The organism is Flagellimonas aurea (assembly GCF_017313785.1).
GTDB classification, from domain to species: Bacteria; Bacteroidota; Bacteroidia; order Flavobacteriales; family Flavobacteriaceae; genus Flagellimonas; species Flagellimonas aurea.
Map to the genome: position 1 here is coordinate 156851 of NZ_JAFLNL010000004.1, position 17619 is coordinate 174469.

Sequence of the window (17619 nt, forward strand, 5' to 3'; positions counted from 1 at the left end):
CGAAGTTACATCAAAATGAAACAATCTTCATTCTATATTGGCCGTTGAAGGAGTGCTTTTGGGGGTAAGATCAAACTTTATCAATTGTGAATTGTAATCTATGGTAACTTTAAAGTGCTTTAACAGGGAACCGCCTATGGCTCCTTTCACAATTTTGTCCATAGAGTGTATCATGCTTTGTGTATCATGCTTTCGGACCAAATTTCATCCTTTCGTCTGGCAAAGAGCACAGGTCCTATTTCGTGCGTGCCTACTTTGACCACTGGCACTTCGATGATATCCCTGTCCAAATCCGAGGCGTGATATATTTTCCAATCGGGATGATTCTTTTTCCAACGCTCAAAGATTGAAGAAGCAATAAAGGAACCGCTCATGGGTCTCTGTTTGGGTGTTCAGTAATTTTTTGCCTTGATCGGAGAGCACAAAACTGGCTCCGGTATCAAAAAGTACGTCAATCGGTTCACCATCGACTATAATTTCCATGCTGGGATGCCCAAAAACAACTGAACCTTGTTCGTTCTTTTTTAATCCGATTTTTTGTACATCTGGATTTGATAGGTCTTTTGCTCCCAAAGGTGTATTGGTCCAAATCTCCTGATTGGGGTAATCTATGGTCCAGGATTTCCCCATAAAAAAGCCTTGTCCAAGAAAAGCATCCATTTCAGGAACTTTTTCTGATACCATTTTTAGCTCTCCATCCATTGGGAATTATTAAAAATGATTCTTTTACGGGGCTGAAAGGAGTGCGTACGATAAAGTTCCGCATAGGGTAGGGACGTGGTATGTCGGTGTTGTCCACGATATCATTGAACAGTACATAGTCAAAAGGCATCACTCCTTTTAAAAGTCCTGTTTTTACATACGGTTCTATATGCTCTTGTTCTGTGACTCTTGGTAGGACCATTGAAAACCCGCCACCGGTATCGCAATATGCCAGAATGGTATCGTTAGAAATTAAAGGAAGTTTGACGAAAAACCTGGAGCTGTCCATAAAAATCGATGGGAGTTTTTTGGGGATTCCCCGATTCTCAGGAATTTCAGCAAATTGTTTGACTTTCATAATATTTCCGTCCAATTTTTTGATGACTAAAAATTGGATGACCACAACTAATACTAAAAAACCTAGGATGACTAGAACTAATTTGATGCCCCTTTTCATTTTAAGTAAGTCTCTAAAAAAATTAAAATAGTAAAATTGTCAACGGGCTCTTGGCCGTGACGTATACACCCAAAGGTGTTAAAATGTAATGGGGTTACATTTGCGCAGTAAGGTCACTTATGAACTGACAGGTGCTAAAATAAACATAAAATTGGTTAGAACGACATTTTTAGGCTTTTCAAGGGTTTATTTTCGAGTTATTTCGATGACAAAATCAGCTTGGTCATAATCCCGTCCCTTTGGGAGCTGTACCAGTGTTCCAGAAGAAGTAGTCTCATGCTTCAATTTTTTCTTGGATTGAAAATTGATTACGCTTTTAATACTTCCCTCAATGGTCGGAAAAAAGAAGGTGTCGGTCTTCCAGTCCATAATATGAAGGTAGATTTTATCATCTTTATGGGTGGATACCCCCCAACTCTGTGGCGAAATGGGGCCTCCTCTAGTTCCATAAATGGTTTCACCGTAGGTATCTGTCCACTCACCAAGAACTTTTAAGGTCTCCACAAATTCTGGTTGAATCTTGCCATTGGGCATAGGACCTACATTGAGCAAAAAGTTGGAATTGTAGCCTGCTGCTTTCACCAAATACTGAATCAGTTCTTTGGAAGACTTGTATGCCTTGTCCTGTAAAGAAAAACCCCAACGGTGCGCCATGGTCTCTGCTGTTTCAAGAGGTAGCTTTCCAACGGTTGCTTCGGCGCTGTAACCACCTTTGTTTTCTCCGGGCAGATCACGTTCGAACATTTGAAAATCCTCTCCAGGGTTCGGGGCTTGGTGGTGGTTGCTGCCAATCATCGCCTGAGGCTGCAGTTCATGAATCAAATCATACGTTTTGCGAAGTTGCCAGTCGGCATCTTTCTTGTCCCACCAGCCATCAAACCAAATACCGCCTATTTCTCCGTAATTGGTCAAAAGTTCTGTAAGTTGGCCGTTCATGTAATCCAGATAGTTTTCCCAATCCCCTTTGTCTGGCCTTCCCGATTTATTGCCAGTATCCCCTCGCGGATAATAATCGGGGTGGTGCCAATCCAGTTGCGAGTAATATAGAAATAATTTTATGTTGTGTTTTTTACAGGCTTCTGCCATTTGTTTGATGATATCTTTTTGGTAGACAGTCCTGTCCATTATGTCCCAATCCGATATTTTACTGTCGAACATGGCAAAACCATCATGATGTTTGGTGGTTATGGTGATATATTTCATACCTGCTGATTTGGCCAACAATACCCACTCTTCGGCATCGAATTCGGTTGGATTGAAGAATGCGGGCAGTTTTTCATAAGTGTCCACATCAATGGACTGTGTTTCCATGACCCATTCGTGAACCCCCAAAACGGAATACACGCCCCAATGGATAAACATACCGAATTTGGCGTCTTGGAACCATTCCCGGTTCTCAAGATTCTCTGGACTGGGTTGGTATTCTTGCGCAAAGGATAGGTTGGTGAGTAGAGCCAACAAGATGAGGAGTGCTATTTTTTTCATTGTGTTGTTTTACGGTTGGTATGGACGAACAAGTTAATTAAAAGAAGTCAGAATTCAGTGGACAGGAGTCAGTAGGCAGTCAATAATTGACAATGAATATAAACAGTTGTCAATTGTTATTTCGCCCCATTTCGACTCCATTAAGAGACCGGTTCAGAATGACAACCTGAATAATCCAATGATTCCTTCACCCTTCACCTTTGACCTTTTTTCCCTTCACCATCAACCCCAACCATCCAATCATTTGCGATAACTCCCAACAAATCACTATCTTTGCGCCCCTTAAACATAAGGCGGGTATATGAACAAAAAAGTCGCATTTTACACATTGGGTTGTAAACTCAATTTCTCCGAAACTTCTACCATTGCAAGAGGTTTTGAAGAGGAGGAGTTTGAGCGTGTGGACTTTTCGGAGGAAGCAGATGTATATGTGATCAATACCTGTTCGGTAACTGAGAATGCCGATAAGCGTTTTAAAACCATCGTAAAACAGGCCCAAAAGGCCAATCCGGATGCTTTTGTGGCAGCCGTTGGTTGTTATGCCCAATTAAAGCCAGAAGAGCTTGCGGAAGTGGATGGCGTGGATTTGGTTCTGGGTGCAACCGAGAAATTCAAGATTACGGATTATTTGAACGATTTGACCAAAAATGATAAGGGTGAAGTACATTCCTGCGAAATCGAGGAGGCCGATTTTTATGTGGGCAGTTATGCCATCGGTGACCGTACCCGAGCATTTTTAAAGGTTCAAGATGGGTGCGATTACAAGTGTACGTACTGTACCATTCCCTTGGCCCGTGGTATTTCGCGTAGCGATACCTTGAGCAATGTACTGAAGAATGCCGAGGAAATTGCCTCACAGGACATTAAGGAAATCGTACTGACAGGCGTCAATATTGGCGATTATGGTAAAGGGGAGTTCGGCAACAAAAAGCACGAGCATACCTTTTTGGACTTGGTAAAAGCTTTGGACACGATAGAGGGCATCCATCGTCTTCGAATTTCTTCCATTGAACCCAACCTGTTAAAGAACGAAACCATAGATTTTGTGGCCCAGAGTAATTCTTTTGTGCCCCATTTTCACATACCCCTGCAAAGTGGAAGTGATGATATACTTAAAAAAATGCGCCGTCGTTACCTGTCCAATCTATATGTGGACCGAGTAAAGCGTATCAAGGAGGCAATGCCCAACGCCTGTATCGGGGTAGATGTGATTGTTGGCTTTCCAGGGGAGACCGAGGAGCATTTTTTGGAGACCTATCATTTCTTAAACGATTTGGATATTTCCTATTTACATGTGTTCACGTATTCCGAAAGGGATAATACGGTAGCAGCAGAAATGGGTGATGTGGTGCCCAAAAAAGTTCGGAGCAAGCGAAGTAAAATGCTTCGTGGATTATCGGCTAAAAAACGAAGGGCATTTTATGAGAGCCAATTGGGCACTGTACGAACTGTATTGTTTGAAGGTGAGAACAAAAAAGGTTACATCCACGGATTTACCGAAAACTACGTAAAGGTAAAAGCACCTTGGAACCCTGAATTGGTAAATACCTTGCATCAAGTGGAACTAACGGATATTGATACCGATGGATTGGTTCGATTTGAATTTGTTTCCAGTGAAGTGATGGCATAAAAAAACCTCCCGGTCAAGGAGGTTTACATGCTTTTCTGATGATTGGTTAGATCAGATACGGATACCAACTGGTAACATTTCCTTGTATTGCCTATTTTTTCTTAAAAAACCTGCAATCTGTGGACTTGTTGGAACAACTCTAAGGTTGTTTTCTTGGATTTCATTCAAAACAGCTTTAATGAAATCCTCTTTAAAGCCCTCATTTGTAATTTCTTCCGGAATAACCAGTTTTGTCAAAAATACTTTGCGCTCCTGTGAAGAGTACTCAATTTTGGCTAAATGCCCATTGACCGTAGTTTCAAATTGACGTAAGAAACTATTGTCAGTGATTTCCAATGGTGTCATATAGTACTTGTTTTTTTAAATGACTTGTAGAAAAACCCGAAACGGGTATTTCTAAATTCCCCCTGATTAAAAAAATGTGTTCATTAAGTGGGGTTGGCTGCAAAAGGGATACAAAATTAGTCAAAATATTGCTAATTTCCTAGTCCTTGTCGATATTTGGTGATATATGCCCGATATAAAAACCCATATTTACTTGATGCCAGGAATGGCAGCCAACCCTTCAATTTTTGAAGCGATCCATCTTCCGGAAGACAAATTTGTAATCCATACTTTGGAGTGGTTTTTGCCTGAAAGAGGCATGAGCCTGCACGAGTATGCCGAAAGGATGTGTGAAAAAGTCAAGGAACCCAACCCTGTTCTCTTGGGCGTTTCATTTGGTGGTATGTTGGTACAGGAAATGGCCAAAATTATCCAGGTAAAAAAAGTGATTGTGGTATCATCCGTAAAAAGTAAGCACGAGTTGCCCAAAAGAATGATTTTTGCGAAGTACACCAAAGTCCATAAACTGTTGCCTACCAGTTTGGTCAACAATGTGGAACTTTTGGCCAAGTATGCCTTTGGTGAATCTGTTACGAAAAGACTTCATTTATACGAGAAATATTTATCCATTCGAGACAAATATTATATTGACTGGTCCATCGACCAAATCGTTAATTGGCAGCAAGAAGCACCTCCATCAAACATAGTACATATTCAAGGGGAACGTGATGCCGTTTTTCCCTTGGTCAATATCAAGGACTGCATTGTAGTGAAAAATGGAACCCATACCATGATAATCCATCGAGCTAGATGGTTTAATGAGCATCTCCCCACAATTATTTTGGAATAATTTCGTCTTTATAATAGTATCTTTACGTTTAATAAAAATTGCGATGACATGAAACACTTAAAAAATATATTGGCATTTATTGGATTGATAGCTGTAGTGAGCACCTTGATTTTTGCCGTGCAGTCGGATGGAGTAGAGGAGAAGCCCGAAACAAAGGTGGTAGAACCGCAGGTTACAGATAAAAATGTGGCCGATACCTATCAAATTAGTGCCATTGAGATTCCCAAAGATTTAAATTTTGCAGGTGAAGCCGTACCACAGGAAGACCCTGAGATTATGGAGCGCGTAGATCGTGAATTCTTGGTGAATACATATTGGCAGTCCAATGCCTTATTGTTGATGAAGAGAGCCAACAAGTACTTTCCGATCATTGAGCCGATTTTGAAGAAGAACGGTATTCCTGATGATTTTAAATATTTGGCCGTTGCCGAGAGCGGATTGGAGAATGTTGTTTCGCCTGCTGGTGCCACAGGTTTTTGGCAGATAATGAAAGGCACGGGAAGAGAGTATGGTCTTGAAATAAACGATAATGTGGATGAACGCTACCATGTTGAAAAAGCTACCCAAGTGGCCTGCGATTATTTGAACAAATGGAAGGACCGTTTTGGAAGCTGGACCCTGACCGCGGCAGCTTACAATGCCGGACCCGCTGGAATCCAGAAATATATGGGCATTCAACAGGTGGATGATTATTATGATTTATTGTTGGGGCAGGAGACAGGACGCTATGTGTTCCGTATTTTGGCCATCAAAGAGATTATTTCCAATCGTGACAAATACGGTTTTCAATTGGAGGAAGATGATATGTACGAAAAAGTACCCACCTTTACGGTTGAGATAGATACCGCAGTGACTAATTGGGCAGATTTTGCAGAGCTTTACGAAATCAATTATAAAGTTTTAAAGCGCCATAACCCATGGTTGCGCGAACCACATTTGAACAATGCTTCACGTAAAAAGTACACTATTGAAATTCCGAACAAAGGATATTACCGAGTGGGGAGTACGGGGAGGTAAATAACATTGCGGCTCCTACTGAATTTTGAGCTTTAATGCGTCATAGGTATCGGTTCTTATACCAATTAGGCCATATTTGGTTTCCCCCTTTTCTATAACCGTACCGCTGATGTTGTATTCCAACAATTCGGCCTTTAGTTTTTTATTTGCTGAGCCTGCAGCTATCATATTTCCTCCAGCCAAACCGGGCCCCAATATTAGACCGATAGGTGTTGAACTTGTTTGCTCCGGTAAACCATAGGAATTAGTTTTTGTGGTATACAGGTTTAGAGGGGTCAAAAGCAAATACCATAAAAAGGAAGCAGGACTTTGCTTTAACGTTTTAAAGACTTTTTCATTTTCCATGATATAAACGCCATTTCCATTTTCGTATTCTAGTGTGACATCTTTACCAAAGATTAAATCCTGGTCAGAGTTATTGGTGATTTTAATCGCAACTAATTTGACCCCATTTTTTTCTTCTTTTTTCTCATATTTCTTGTCTAATAGATCGTATCTGTATTGGAGGGATATTCCATCATTTTCATTGGTTGATATGTAATTGATGCCTCTTGGTTGAATTGTTTTGTAGTTGGAAGCACATCCTGTCAAGTATAAAACAACAATAAAAAGAAGAGACGTTTTGATAAATTTCATGAAAGTATTGTATTAATTGGATTTGGCTACCGATTTCGAAAATTTGATACAGAGCAGCGAAGAAAAAGGAAAATAGAAAATTAAAGTATGTGCAATTGATGAATGGCCCATATGAATTGACGGATGCAATTTTATACTGTATATATTAATAAGGATAAAGCTGAATTTCAAAGACAGCTAATTAATGAGTGTGGAATACGGCAAGTAGGTTTTTGGCTATACCGTTTTTAATACCTGAACAAAAAATAAGGTGAAGGGAAGTAGGTTTCAACTTTTGGTAGTAATTGAGGAGAGACATAGCCCCAATCCGAGTAACCGGCATCCATAGCTGCTTGGGTTAGGATTTGTAAATGGACATGGCAAAACCAACCACCGCTATCTTTTTCCTGACCGATGTGAGCAAACTTTTGCCCCGCCGTGATTTTTTCTCCAACATGGACCAAGTGTGGAGTTTTTAAATGCCCGTACAAGGAATAAAAAACAACTTCATTAATGTTATGTTTTAGGATGATGTAGCCACCGTAATTGCCAACAGTGGTTTCTTTTCCTGTTTTATAGACTTCGGCGTCCAACGGGGAATACAATGGGGTATCAAAGGGAACGATGATATCCAGACCAAGATGATAAAACCGTTGCTCCTCGATAATATTGGGGTAGGCCCTTAATAGGCTTTTGCGCTCTTCCAAATACCTGCCAACACCCCATTGATGGGAAGATGCATGCAACTCACCAAAAACCATAGTATTAAATTCCTCGAAATCGAATAGGTTGTATTCCAAGATTTTTGGGTTGTTTGATGAAAAATCAAAGATGTAAGGCTTTCCTTTAAGGAAATCACCAAATAAAGGATAAACATCTACGCCATTAAGGCAGAGCGGATAGCACATAGTTGAAAAATAGCCTCAAAAATAACAACTATTCAGTGTGAAAGGATGGGTCGGGTCTGAATTATATTTAATTTTTAAGCAGGAGGTTTTGTGTCCATCAAATTATCATATGAAGCTATCTGTACTTTTATTCTTTAGCTGCCCGCAAATGGTGTCCCGAAGATGCCAACGGCAAGTTCAACCCAAACCATAAGTAATACCGCGAACAATGCAATCCCCAAGATAATTCGATATCGCAAGGTTTTTATTTTCCTTAAAATGAATTCAAGCACGAGTCCTGTGCCGATCAATAAAATACCTACAACGAGGAAATCAAAAATCGACCAATGTACCTCATTGGTAAAACCCATGGCGATAAGCGGGATGGACAGAATTGACAAGGCAACAGCCAAAATAGTGATAAGTCTTTTGTTTTGATGAGTAAGTTCCATAGTATCTGTATGTGTTAAATGATAAATATTCCCAATAATAGCTGGGCGAAATAAAAAGAGAACATCTTTTATGAAGAGTTTGTTTGCTTTTGCGTAACCGTTTTTTAAATAATAAGTATTGAACCGCTCCATTAAATCCCCTTCTATTTCTTCCCGAAAATCGGGATGGCAATACCAATTAAAGAATGCCAATGCAATTCGTAGCGGCTTATGTTCTTTTGGGTTCATTGCTTAAAAATTGAATGATAGCTTGGGTATGGCATTCCAAAGGGAATTTCTTTGGGCTTTTGTCAGGTCTAGTAATTCTTGACCCTCCGCGGTAATTTCATAGAGACGTTTTCGTTTTCCGCCGCGCTCATTGGTGGCATCACCAAGATCTGATTTCAACAAACCTTTCTTCTCTAGTCTTTTTAAAACGGTTTGTATTGCTCCCAAGCTGACATTCCGATCCAAGCGCTCTTCAATTTCTGAGATAATGGTTACGCTATAGGCATCACCGTTGAGTATGGCGACAACCAGTAAAACAATCTCCTCAAATTCCCCAAGTGTTGCTTTGTTCATTCGATTTATATTCACCACAAATGTAGTTAATATAGTTTAATAAACTACATTGTAGTTAAAATATTTCCCAAATCAGAAATATACTGCTTTGAGTTTGCTGGTTGAAAAATCAAAAATGTATGGTTCTCCTTTTAGGAAATCACCAAATAGGGGGTGAAGGGTAATATCGTTTAGGTTGAGGGGGAAATACATTATTGTAAGGTTAATTATTGAGCAATAATTTTTGGGGAGTTACACTTATCGGTATGAGTATATGAAAAGTAGGCGATTTCGAAGCACTAAACTTTCAGTTATGCACAAAGTTTGATACGAGCCAAAAGTCTTGATTTTATTACTATCTCGCCTATTTTTTATAGCATCTATGTAAAAGCAGCCTGTCGAGTATCTTTAAGATTCACCAAAATCAAAAGATATGAAAATACGACAAACTGCCCCACCCAAGTTATTCATTGGCATCGACATACACAAACGCAGTTGGAAGGTGCACTGTGCCACCGACCTGTCCATGGGCAGGACCTTTTCCATGTCCCCGGATCCCGAAGGGTTGAGGGAATATGTGGAGAGGCGCTTTCCGGGGCATGAAGTCTCCTCAGCCTATGAAGCGGGCTGTTGCGGTTATCGGGCCCATCGCTGTTTCGAGGGCTATGGCTGGTGCTCCCTGGTGGTGAACCCTGCGGACATATTCAGGAGGGGCAGGGAACGACACACGAATACCGACCGTATCGATGCGCAGTTGATCGCCCGGGAACTGAACGATGGACGTTTGGAAGGTATAGAGGTCCCCGATAGGTTCAGGGAGCAGTTGCGTAGTCTGTTCCGTCGCCGTAACGATCTGGTCAAGGACATGCGCCAGGTCAAGAGCTACATCAAGATGCAGTTGCTGTATTACGGCATAGAGGTTCCCGCAGCGTACGACAACGACCATTGGAGCCATGGTTTCAGGGACTGGCTCGATGGTCTGGAGTTTGAGTACGAATCGGGAAAAGAGGTCCTGCGCAGGCGTATGCGGAGCTTTCGTTTCATCGACCGGGAGTTCAGGGAAGTGTCCACCTTGCTCAGACGTCATACCAAGGAGCACTTTCAAAAAGATGACATGCTCTTGCGCAGCATACCGGGAATTGGGCCCATCGTGGCCAGTGGTATCCTGAGCGAGCTGGGGGACCTCCGCAGGTTCAACAACATCAAGCAACTGGCCGGATATGTGGGCCTTGCCCCGGGCATCTACCAAAGTGGCGACACCGTTCGCCACACGGGGGTGAGCATGCGTGCCCACCGATTGATAAGGAGCTATTTCATCGAGGCCTCCTGGCAGGCGATCAGGACGGACCCGGTAATGCAGGGATACTATCGCAGGCATCAGGGCAAGAACGTAAAATCGGTGATCGTCAAAGTGGCCCGTAAGCTATTGAACCGCACACTAGCGGTTGTAAAAACAGGGGTGCCCTATGAGATAGGGGTAGTGGAATAAGGAAATTTAAACTGATGTACAGAACATAACAAAGCTCAAAATGGAAGTAGAAAAGTTTGGATCACAGAACAATGTAGGTGACCTTGCCCATGGCAAGTATCACATCGGTTAGCAAGTGACCAGACTTATTATAGCTTATGATCATACAGATGCTGGTGAACACAGAAAAGAGTGTATCATATATAGGATGCCGAGCAAGTTATATTAAAAGAAAAAAGGTGGTTTAAGTAAAAAAGAAAATATTATTTAATTTTAGAGAACTGGACTAGGGCTTTTCATAGGATACATTGTTAGCAACTGGCTTATTTTTAATTTTCTATCAGCGTTTCTATTAATTCTACAAGCTTATTTGGTTGTTCTTCAGGTACATAATGTCCGCAAGAGCTTATAACTTCGTTTGTTACATTAGAGGCAATTTTCTCCATAGCTATGCCGACTTGATTTGCAACCGCATACTCTCCGCCAATCGCAAATACTGGAATAGTCAGTTTTGAATCAAATTTTTTGTTTTGTTCTGCACTTTCATTAAAGGCTCTATAATAATCAAACCCATTTTTCATTTTATCCTTTCCCTTATATGCTAAATAATAGTTTTGTAAATCTGTTTCGGAAATGGCTGTTTTAATAAATGATTTTTTTGAAAAATACCACGATAAGTATTCCTTTTCTTTCCCTTTGGTTAAAAATTCGGGGATTTCGTCTACCGAATGAAAGTAAAACTGCCAAATTTTGTTTGCGTTTTCGGGCTGAAAAAGTGAGGACGGAATAAGTCCTGGAATTCCTGCGTCAATAACGGTAAGTGTTTTTAATTTATTCTCAAAATTAATTGCGAATGGAACAGCTACCCAACTACCAATATCGTGACCAACCAGATGAAATTTTTGGATGTTTAAACTATCCACAAAACTGTTGATAATTGTTGCGATATTTTTAGTGTCATAATTTTCTACTTTATCACTATTTCCAAGTCCTGGCAAATCCACTGCAATTGTTCTATACTTTTTTGAGAGTGCTGGCATAATTTTTCTCCAAACAAAAGATGTTTGTGGCCATCCGTGTAGTAAGATAATAGTTTCGCCTTTGCCCTGTTCATAATAAGCTATTTTGCTGTTATTGATTATGATTGTTTTTTCAGGTGGCATTTGGGCTTCAATTTTTGATGTCATTAATGTAAAAAATAGTATTACTAATATTCGTATTTTCATTACTTTGTACGAGTGTTTTTGCTTGTTGCTAACTATTAAGCTAAACGTCGTTTTAATGACGCTTTAGCGACAGATAAGTGAAGTTAGATTTTTTCTGGTTAAAATTCCAGAGGAAATTGACCAATACCTCATTTGAATTGACGAATTGCCAATCCAACAGAAAAAGAAAAGAAAGATAAGGAGGGATAAAGATTAAATCTTCTTCATCTGCTGCTGCATCATCTTGATCTGGTCGGTAAGCATATTGTTCTTGTCCAATTTCTTGGCCTCGTTCAACAATTGGGTGGCCTCACGCTTTCTGCGTTTTTGCATGGCAATGCCCGCCAAGCTCAATTTGGCCATGGCCACGTCGTAATCCATAGTGAGACCATATTTTAGGGCCTTTTTAAAGTACTTCTCGGCCTGGGTCAGGTTTTTTTGTGAGTAAATGATACCGTGCAAATAGTTGTAGTAGCCCACCTGTTTTTTGATCAAAGCAGATTCTGGGTTCTTTATTTTATCAAGCCACCCTTGTACACCTTCCAAATCCTGTTTCCTCATTTTAAGAAAGGCCAAAAGGATAAATTCATTTCTAAAGTATAGGAAAATGAAAACCAGGGACAGCAAGATCAATGCAATTCCGTTGCCAATGTTGCCTTCCACAAACTGGTAAACGGCATAAGCGATAATGAGAACTGCAATAGCAAGCTTGATATTTTTATTGAACATTGCGTAGTATTTTTTACCTTTAGTTAAGCGCTGGCAAAAGTACTAAAAACTTAATTAAATATTTTAAGTTTGGGCTTGCCAAAGTAAAAAGTCTTTGTATATTTGCGCCCAGAATTTTTTAGGGAAGTTTAATTTCCCATCAACAAAATCCATAAAACAGTTCGGAAATGAAAAGAACGTATCAACCATCCAAAAGGAAGAGAAGAAACAAGCATGGTTTTAGGGAGCGCATGGCGACTGCCAATGGTAGAAAAGTTCTTGCGAGAAGAAGAGCCAAGGGAAGAAAAAGACTAACTGTTTCCTCTGAGCCAAGACATAAAAAATAATGATAGTATCCTATTATTTAAATTAAAGGTGTTACTTTTCTAGGTAACACCTTTTTTTTGACATATAAGCAAATAACGAGAAACCCCTAAAGAAAATGCCAAAAAGAAAAGATTTAAATTCCATTTTGATTATTGGTTCTGGTCCGATCATCATCGGTCAGGCATGTGAGTTCGATTATTCTGGTTCCCAAGCACTTCGCTCCCTTCGGGAAGATGGTATCGAAACAATTTTGATAAACAGTAATCCCGCCACAATTATGACGGACCCCGCCATGGCAGACCATGTTTATCTAAAACCATTGACTACCAAATCAATCATAGAAATTCTTCAAAAACACCCAAATATTGATGCGGTATTGCCAACGATGGGAGGACAAACGGCATTGAACCTTTGTATAGAAGCTGACGAAAAAGGTATTTGGGAAGACTTTGGAGTGGAGATCATAGGCGTGGATATCGATGCCATCAACATTACCGAAGATCGTGAGAAATTTAGGGAGCTCATGCTTAAAATTGGAATCGGAATGCCACCTCAAGCTTCCGCTACCTCATTCTTAAAAGGAAAGGAAATTGCCCAGGAGTTTGGTTTCCCCTTGGTGATTAGAGCATCGTTTACCCTTGGTGGGGCAGGAGCAGGTATCGTTTACGATCCAGAGCATTTTGATGATATGTTGAGCCATGGATTGGAAGTTTCTCCCATCCATGAGGTAATGATAGATAAGGCCTTGATGGGCTGGAAAGAATACGAGTTGGAGCTGTTACGTGACAAGAATGACAACGTTGTCATCATCTGTACCATTGAAAATATGGACCCGATGGGTATCCACACAGGAGATTCAATCACTGTTGCACCGGCTATGACCCTTTCGGACAGTACTTTCCAACGTATGAGGGATATGGCCATCCATATGATGCGAAGTATAGGGGACTTTGCTGGGGGATGTAACGTTCAGTTTGCCGTTAGCCCTGATGAAAAAGAAGATATTATCGCAATCGAGATTAACCCAAGGGTGTCCCGTTCGTCTGCATTGGCGTCCAAAGCAACAGGATATCCGATTGCGAAAATAGCGGCCAAATTGGCCATCGGTTATACTTTGGATGAGTTGGACAACCAGATAACTAAGTCCACTTCCGCCTTGTTTGAACCGACTTTGGACTACGTAATTGTAAAAATACCACGTTGGAACTTTGATAAATTCGAAGGTTCCGATAGAACTCTTGGACTTCAAATGAAATCCGTAGGAGAAGTGATGGGTATCGGAAGATCGTTCCAAGAAGCCTTGCACAAAGCCACGCAATCCCTCGAAATCAAACGAAATGGATTAGGCGCTGATGGAAAAGGGTATAAGGACTACGAAACCATTATCGAGAAATTAAGAGTACCAAGTTGGGATAGGGTTTTCGTGATCTACGATGCCATTCAACTTGGAATTCCATTAAAGCGCATTCACGAAATCACCAAAATAGATATGTGGTTCCTTAAACAATATGAGGAATTGCACTTCTTGGAAATGGAGATATCAAAATACACCATAGAAAGCTTACCAAAATCATTGCTGTTGGAAGCCAAACAAAAAGGTTTTGCGGACAGACAAATCGCTCATATGTTGGATTGTTGGGAGAGCGAAGTGCATACCAAGCGTATGGAATTGAACATCAATAGAGTGTATAAATTGGTTGATACCTGTGCCGCTGAATTTAAAGCGGTAACGCCATATTATTATTCCACTTTTGAGGAAGAGATAGAAACTGCCGACGGCGAACGCTACGTGGCCAACGATAGTGTGGTGACGGATAAGAAAAAAGTTGTGGTACTAGGTTCAGGTCCAAACCGAATTGGTCAGGGTATCGAGTTTGATTACTGCTGCGTACACGGTGTGTTGGCAGCGGCCGAATGCGGTTACGAAACCATTATGATCAACTGTAACCCGGAAACCGTTTCCACGGATTTTGATACGGCGGACAAACTATACTTTGAGCCTGTTTTCTGGGAGCACATATACGACATTATTCTTCACGAAAAGCCAGAAGGCGTCATTGTGCAGTTGGGAGGGCAAACCGCATTGAAATTGGCCGAAAAGCTGGATAAATACGGAATCAACATCATCGGAACCAGTTTCCAATCGTTGGATTTGGCAGAGGATAGGGGTAGTTTCTCCACTTTGTTAAAGAACAATGATATTCCGTACCCAAGATTCGGAGTAGCGGAAACAGCGGACGAAGCCTTGGATTTGGCAGATGAGCTTAAGTTCCCATTGTTGGTGAGACCATCTTATGTATTGGGCGGACAGGGAATGAAAATTGTGATCAACAAAGAAGAGTTGGAAGCCCATGTCGTGGATTTGTTGCGCAAGATACCAAACAACAAGTTGCTCTTGGACCATTATTTGGACGGCGCTATTGAAGCTGAAGCCGATGCCATTTGCGACGGGGAGGATGTATACATTATCGGAATCATGGAGCATATTGAACCTTGTGGAATCCATTCGGGAGACTCTAATGCAACTTTGCCACCGTTTAACTTGGGAGAGTTTGTTCTGCAACAGATAAAAGACCATACCAAGAAAATCGCCTTGGCGCTCAATACGGTTGGATTGATCAATATTCAGTTTGCGGTGAAGGATGATATTGTGTATATCATCGAGGCCAACCCACGGGCATCGCGTACGGTTCCATTTATTGCGAAGGCATACAAGGAACCTTACGTAAACTATGCGACCAAAGTAATGTTGGGGGAGAAAAAAGTGAAGGATTTTGAATTTAAACCCCATTTGGATGGATATGCCATCAAACAGCCCGTGTTCTCTTTCAACAAATTCCCTAATGTGAACAAAAACTTAGGTCCAGAGATGAAGAGTACCGGAGAGAGCATACTTTTTATTGATAGCCTAAAAGACGATGAGTTCTATAACTTGTATGCAAGAAGAAAAATGTACTTGAGCAAGTAATAGACTGTATCAAACACATTATAAGCCTTTAAAGCGGTTTCCTAATCAATAAGTTCAAAAGATTCGGCAATCGTTTTAAAGGTTTTTTTATGCTCCTCTTTTCTGTTTTTAACGGTCCAGGCCATTATCATATAAACCTTTTCACCACCATCAACAAAGGTTAGGAAATAGAAAATTTCATCCTCTACACCATTCACTTTGGCCTCTAGTTCCAAGAATTCTGCATCTAGCCCATTTATTTTAAAGGGTTTGGAATTGAATTTATTAATGATTTTCGTTGTTCTCGAAAGTATTTGAATCCGGGCATCCCTATAGTTCTGCAGTACGGAGAGCTCATCATCATACTGCTCTAAGTCCCTGTATACTTGCTCAAAACCTAATTTGGGTTCATCAATTATAAGCAGGTAAGCCTCATGGCGCAAGCTTTGATACTGCAAAGATGCTTCTTCGTTCAAACCAGTAGTGCCATTCATAAAACGAGGAATTTCTATTTGATACTCATTGTTGACCCCAACGGTGTTGAAATTTTCATCTTTTGGTTCGGAATCGTTTTCTTTTGCCTTGAAGTTTTTGCATGCAGAACAGAAAAGTATCGACAAAACAAATATGGAAGCAAATTTGGTTCTCATATAATGGTTTTAGAGGTATTTAGGACACACTAATATAGGATATATTTGTTTGATATGTGCTAAACAAACAGAGGCCCACAATGGGCCTCCTCTATATTATTTACCGAAAATACTTATTTCTGTATAGGTTTATGGGTGCTTATCGCAATACGGTTCCACGCATTTATGGTAACAATGGCCATTATAATTTGTGAAATGTAATTTTCATTGAACAGCTTGGTAGCTTTTTGGTACGTTTCGGTACTGAGCCCATTTTTATGTACTAAGGTAACTTCTTCCGTAGCCTTTAGGATTACCTTCTCTTCTTCAGAAAACAGGTCGGTTTCCCACCAAGCATCCAACAAAAATATCCGTGTAGGGTCTTCGCCCAGCGCTAAGGCATCTTTAGTATGCATGTTCAGGCAAAAGGAGCAACCGTTGATCTGCGAAGCCCTAATTTTTATCAATTCATAATGAATTTTGTCGAGTGGACTCTGTTGCAGATATTTTTCCAGGCCAAACAAGGCTTTAAAGGCCAACGGTTCCACCGCATCAATTTGAATTCTTTTTTCCATAATAATATCTTTTAGATTGATAATGCTAAGGTATTCCAGTTGGAAGGCAGAAAACTTAAACGGGTTTAAGAACGGTTCTTGGCCCGTATTTCACTCACATATTCAGGGGTCAAACCTAAAAAAGAAGCGATAAGATATTGAGGTACACGTTGGGCAAAATCTGGGAAATGCTCTGTAAAATGAAGATAAATTTCCTCTTTGGACAAATCATAGAGGTATTTGACCTTGATTAATGAGGCCCCATAAGCAATTTGATAAATGGTTCTAAAATAGCGCTCTAGCATTGGAAACTCCTCAAGTAATAGCTCTTGTTGTTCGCGGGAAATGGATAAAACCTGACTTTTTTCCGCAGCTTGTATGTTGAAATCCGTACTGCTGTGGTTTTGGAAAGCCAAAAAATCCGTCAGCCACCAACCCTCCAAGGCAAATTGAACAGTACGTTCCGTACCTTTTTCCGTAGTAAAATACATATGGAGACATCCCTTAACCACAAAATAATTGTAGTTGCATAGATTTCCAGCCTGCATCACCATTTCTTTCTTGTCCAACTTTAAAGTTTCAAAATAGGAAAGCATTTTTGGAAAATCGGTACTTTCAAAAGAAATATACTTTTTTAAGTGATGGTAAAAAGGGTGTTCGGTAGCTTTCAAAAGGAATGGTAAGTTTTGAATGTAAATTAATGCAAAAGATTCAACTTGGACGGTTTTTAGTTCAAATCATCAAGTGAAAAGTTATGTTTTCGAGGAAATTTTAAAAATACAAATTATCTAATTCTAATTTTTCACCAACGTTTACAAAATT

21 protein-coding genes are annotated in these 17619 nt (G+C 40.4%); 6 read left to right on the top strand and 15 right to left on the bottom strand.

Translation table 11 applies throughout. From position 1 onward, the window contains the following. Nucleotides 1–27: 27 nt before the first annotated feature. The 5 genes from J0656_RS20295 to J0656_RS08960 form a co-directional block, all read right to left on the bottom strand. The gene (locus J0656_RS20295) at nt 28–162 is read right to left on the bottom strand and encodes a hypothetical protein (RefSeq protein WP_262897073.1); all 135 of its coding nucleotides are present in this window, start codon (nt 160–162) and stop codon (nt 28–30) included. A gap of 8 nt (nt 163–170) precedes the next feature. Beyond that, a complete protein-coding gene (locus tag J0656_RS08945; protein WP_207032998.1) occupies nt 171–374 on the bottom strand; it encodes a hypothetical protein in 204 nt (67 codons plus the stop codon). After that, nucleotides 340–684 (bottom strand): hypothetical protein, encoded by a 345-nt coding sequence (locus J0656_RS08950; protein WP_207032999.1) that lies wholly within the window; start codon nt 682–684, stop codon nt 340–342. The genes J0656_RS08945 and J0656_RS08950 overlap by 35 nt, the downstream gene beginning before the upstream one ends. Further along, nucleotides 662–1060, bottom strand: coding sequence for a hypothetical protein (locus J0656_RS08955; protein ID WP_207033000.1), 399 nt, complete (start codon nt 1058–1060; stop codon nt 662–664). Before J0656_RS08955 ends, J0656_RS08950 begins: the two co-directional genes overlap by 23 nt. Nucleotides 1061–1345: 285 nt before the next feature. Then, complete coding sequence (locus J0656_RS08960) at nt 1346–2644, bottom strand: alpha-L-fucosidase (RefSeq protein WP_207033002.1); 1299 nt, start codon at nt 2642–2644, stop codon at nt 1346–1348. A 301-nt stretch (nt 2645–2945) separates the two neighbouring features. On the opposite strand from J0656_RS08960, the gene mtaB reads away from it, so the two are divergent. Further along, a complete protein-coding gene (gene mtaB, locus J0656_RS08965; RefSeq protein WP_207033003.1) occupies nt 2946–4274 on the top strand; it encodes a tRNA (N(6)-L-threonylcarbamoyladenosine(37)-C(2))-methylthiotransferase MtaB in 1329 nt (442 codons plus the stop codon). Nucleotides 4275–4325: 51 nt separating this feature from the next. Here the strand turns inward: mtaB and J0656_RS08970 are convergent, their stop codons facing one another. Further along, entirely contained in the window at nt 4326–4619 is a 294-nt protein-coding gene (locus J0656_RS08970) for a GNAT family N-acetyltransferase (protein ID WP_207033004.1), read from the bottom strand. 166 nt (nt 4620–4785) lie between these two features. Here J0656_RS08970 and J0656_RS08975 point away from each other — a divergent pair, with 166 nt between their 5' ends. Then, nucleotides 4786–5448 carry an alpha/beta hydrolase gene (locus J0656_RS08975; RefSeq protein WP_207033005.1) on the top strand — a complete coding sequence of 221 codons (663 nt, stop codon included), beginning with the start codon at nt 4786–4788 and terminating at the stop codon, nt 5446–5448. Between the two features lie 48 nt (nt 5449–5496). Next, complete coding sequence (locus tag J0656_RS08980) at nt 5497–6465, top strand: lytic transglycosylase domain-containing protein (RefSeq protein WP_207033006.1); 969 nt, start codon at nt 5497–5499, stop codon at nt 6463–6465. 15 nt (nt 6466–6480) lie between these two features. On the opposite strand, the gene J0656_RS08985 is transcribed toward J0656_RS08980, so the two are convergent. From J0656_RS08985 to J0656_RS09000, 4 genes are all read right to left on the bottom strand, one after another. Next, nucleotides 6481–7101: a hypothetical protein gene (locus tag J0656_RS08985; protein WP_207033007.1), complete on the bottom strand. Its 621-nt coding sequence runs from the start codon at nt 7099–7101 to the stop codon at nt 6481–6483. Nucleotides 7102–7328: 227 nt separating this feature from the next. Then, complete coding sequence (locus tag J0656_RS08990; RefSeq protein ID WP_207033008.1) at nt 7329–7880, bottom strand: peptidoglycan DD-metalloendopeptidase family protein; 552 nt, start codon at nt 7878–7880, stop codon at nt 7329–7331. Nucleotides 7881–8122: 242 nt separating this feature from the next. Then, nucleotides 8123–8647 carry a permease prefix domain 2-containing transporter gene (locus tag J0656_RS20145; RefSeq protein WP_237688898.1) on the bottom strand — a complete coding sequence of 175 codons (525 nt, stop codon included), beginning with the start codon at nt 8645–8647 and terminating at the stop codon, nt 8123–8125. A 3-nt stretch (nt 8648–8650) separates the two neighbouring features. Further along, the gene (locus J0656_RS09000) at nt 8651–8980 is read right to left on the bottom strand and encodes a PadR family transcriptional regulator (RefSeq protein WP_207033009.1); all 330 of its coding nucleotides are present in this window, start codon (nt 8978–8980) and stop codon (nt 8651–8653) included. Between the two features lie 412 nt (nt 8981–9392). On the opposite strand from J0656_RS09000, the gene J0656_RS09005 reads away from it, so the two are divergent. After that, nucleotides 9393–10448 (top strand): IS110 family RNA-guided transposase, encoded by a 1056-nt coding sequence (locus J0656_RS09005; RefSeq protein ID WP_207033010.1) that lies wholly within the window; start codon nt 9393–9395, stop codon nt 10446–10448. A gap of 308 nt (nt 10449–10756) precedes the next feature. Here J0656_RS09005 and J0656_RS09010 read toward each other — a convergent pair whose 3' ends face one another. Beyond that, nucleotides 10757–11653, bottom strand: a complete 897-nt coding sequence (locus tag J0656_RS09010; protein ID WP_237688899.1) for an alpha/beta fold hydrolase — start codon at nt 11651–11653, stop codon at nt 10757–10759. A 192-nt stretch (nt 11654–11845) separates the two neighbouring features. Further along, nucleotides 11846–12361 carry a DUF2892 domain-containing protein gene (locus J0656_RS09015; RefSeq protein ID WP_207033012.1) on the bottom strand — a complete coding sequence of 172 codons (516 nt, stop codon included), beginning with the start codon at nt 12359–12361 and terminating at the stop codon, nt 11846–11848. A gap of 167 nt (nt 12362–12528) precedes the next feature. Between J0656_RS09015 and rpmH the strand changes: the two genes are divergently transcribed. After that, on the top strand, nt 12529–12687 hold the full coding sequence (rpmH, locus tag J0656_RS09020) for a 50S ribosomal protein L34 (protein ID WP_072882462.1): 159 nt from the start codon (nt 12529–12531) through the stop codon (nt 12685–12687). Between the two features lie 95 nt (nt 12688–12782). Beyond that, a complete protein-coding gene (carB, locus tag J0656_RS09025) occupies nt 12783–15635 on the top strand; it encodes a carbamoyl-phosphate synthase large subunit (RefSeq protein ID WP_207033014.1) in 2853 nt (950 codons plus the stop codon). A 41-nt stretch (nt 15636–15676) separates the two neighbouring features. On the opposite strand, the gene J0656_RS09030 is transcribed toward carB, so the two are convergent. The 3 genes from J0656_RS09030 to J0656_RS09040 form a co-directional block, all read right to left on the bottom strand. Beyond that, the gene (locus J0656_RS09030; RefSeq protein ID WP_207033015.1) at nt 15677–16264 is read right to left on the bottom strand and encodes a hypothetical protein; all 588 of its coding nucleotides are present in this window, start codon (nt 16262–16264) and stop codon (nt 15677–15679) included. A gap of 113 nt (nt 16265–16377) precedes the next feature. Continuing rightward, nucleotides 16378–16818: a carboxymuconolactone decarboxylase family protein gene (locus tag J0656_RS09035; RefSeq protein WP_207033017.1), complete on the bottom strand. Its 441-nt coding sequence runs from the start codon at nt 16816–16818 to the stop codon at nt 16378–16380. A 65-nt stretch (nt 16819–16883) separates the two neighbouring features. Further along, complete coding sequence (locus J0656_RS09040) at nt 16884–17468, bottom strand: Crp/Fnr family transcriptional regulator (protein WP_237688900.1); 585 nt, start codon at nt 17466–17468, stop codon at nt 16884–16886. Nucleotides 17469–17619: the final 151 nt, after the last annotated feature.

Bases quoted from the DNA above. Each gene is read 5' to 3' on its own strand.
- rpmH (WP_072882462.1), top strand. From the start codon at position 12,529: ATGAAAAGAACGTATCAACCATCCAAAAGGAAGAGAAGAAACAAGCAT.
- J0656_RS09005 (WP_207033010.1), top strand. From the start codon at position 9,393: ATGAAAATACGACAAACTGCCCCACCCAAGTTATTCATTGGCATCGAC.
- J0656_RS09000 (WP_207033009.1), bottom strand. From the start codon at position 8,980: ATGAACAAAGCAACACTTGGGGAATTTGAGGAGATTGTTTTACTGGTT.
- J0656_RS08955 (WP_207033000.1), bottom strand. From the start codon at position 1,060: ATGAAAGTCAAACAATTTGCTGAAATTCCTGAGAATCGGGGAATCCCC.
- J0656_RS08945 (WP_207032998.1), bottom strand. From the start codon at position 374: ATGAGCGGTTCCTTTATTGCTTCTTCAATCTTTGAGCGTTGGAAAAAG.
- J0656_RS09010 (WP_237688899.1), bottom strand. From the start codon at position 11,653: ATGAAAATACGAATATTAGTAATACTATTTTTTACATTAATGACATCA.
- mtaB (WP_207033003.1), top strand. From the start codon at position 2,946: ATGAACAAAAAAGTCGCATTTTACACATTGGGTTGTAAACTCAATTTC.
- J0656_RS20295 (WP_262897073.1), bottom strand. From the start codon at position 162: ATGGACAAAATTGTGAAAGGAGCCATAGGCGGTTCCCTGTTAAAGCAC.
- J0656_RS08985 (WP_207033007.1), bottom strand. From the start codon at position 7,101: ATGAAATTTATCAAAACGTCTCTTCTTTTTATTGTTGTTTTATACTTG.
- J0656_RS09030 (WP_207033015.1), bottom strand. From the start codon at position 16,264: ATGAGAACCAAATTTGCTTCCATATTTGTTTTGTCGATACTTTTCTGT.
- J0656_RS08975 (WP_207033005.1), top strand. From the start codon at position 4,786: ATGCCCGATATAAAAACCCATATTTACTTGATGCCAGGAATGGCAGCC.
- J0656_RS08950 (WP_207032999.1), bottom strand. From the start codon at position 684: ATGGTATCAGAAAAAGTTCCTGAAATGGATGCTTTTCTTGGACAAGGC.
- J0656_RS08980 (WP_207033006.1), top strand. From the start codon at position 5,497: ATGAAACACTTAAAAAATATATTGGCATTTATTGGATTGATAGCTGTA.
- J0656_RS09015 (WP_207033012.1), bottom strand. From the start codon at position 12,361: ATGTTCAATAAAAATATCAAGCTTGCTATTGCAGTTCTCATTATCGCT.
- J0656_RS08970 (WP_207033004.1), bottom strand. From the start codon at position 4,619: ATGACACCATTGGAAATCACTGACAATAGTTTCTTACGTCAATTTGAA.
- carB (WP_207033014.1), top strand. From the start codon at position 12,783: ATGCCAAAAAGAAAAGATTTAAATTCCATTTTGATTATTGGTTCTGGT.
- J0656_RS09035 (WP_207033017.1), bottom strand. From the start codon at position 16,818: ATGGAAAAAAGAATTCAAATTGATGCGGTGGAACCGTTGGCCTTTAAA.
- J0656_RS20145 (WP_237688898.1), bottom strand. From the start codon at position 8,647: ATGAACCCAAAAGAACATAAGCCGCTACGAATTGCATTGGCATTCTTT.
- J0656_RS08960 (WP_207033002.1), bottom strand. From the start codon at position 2,644: ATGAAAAAAATAGCACTCCTCATCTTGTTGGCTCTACTCACCAACCTA.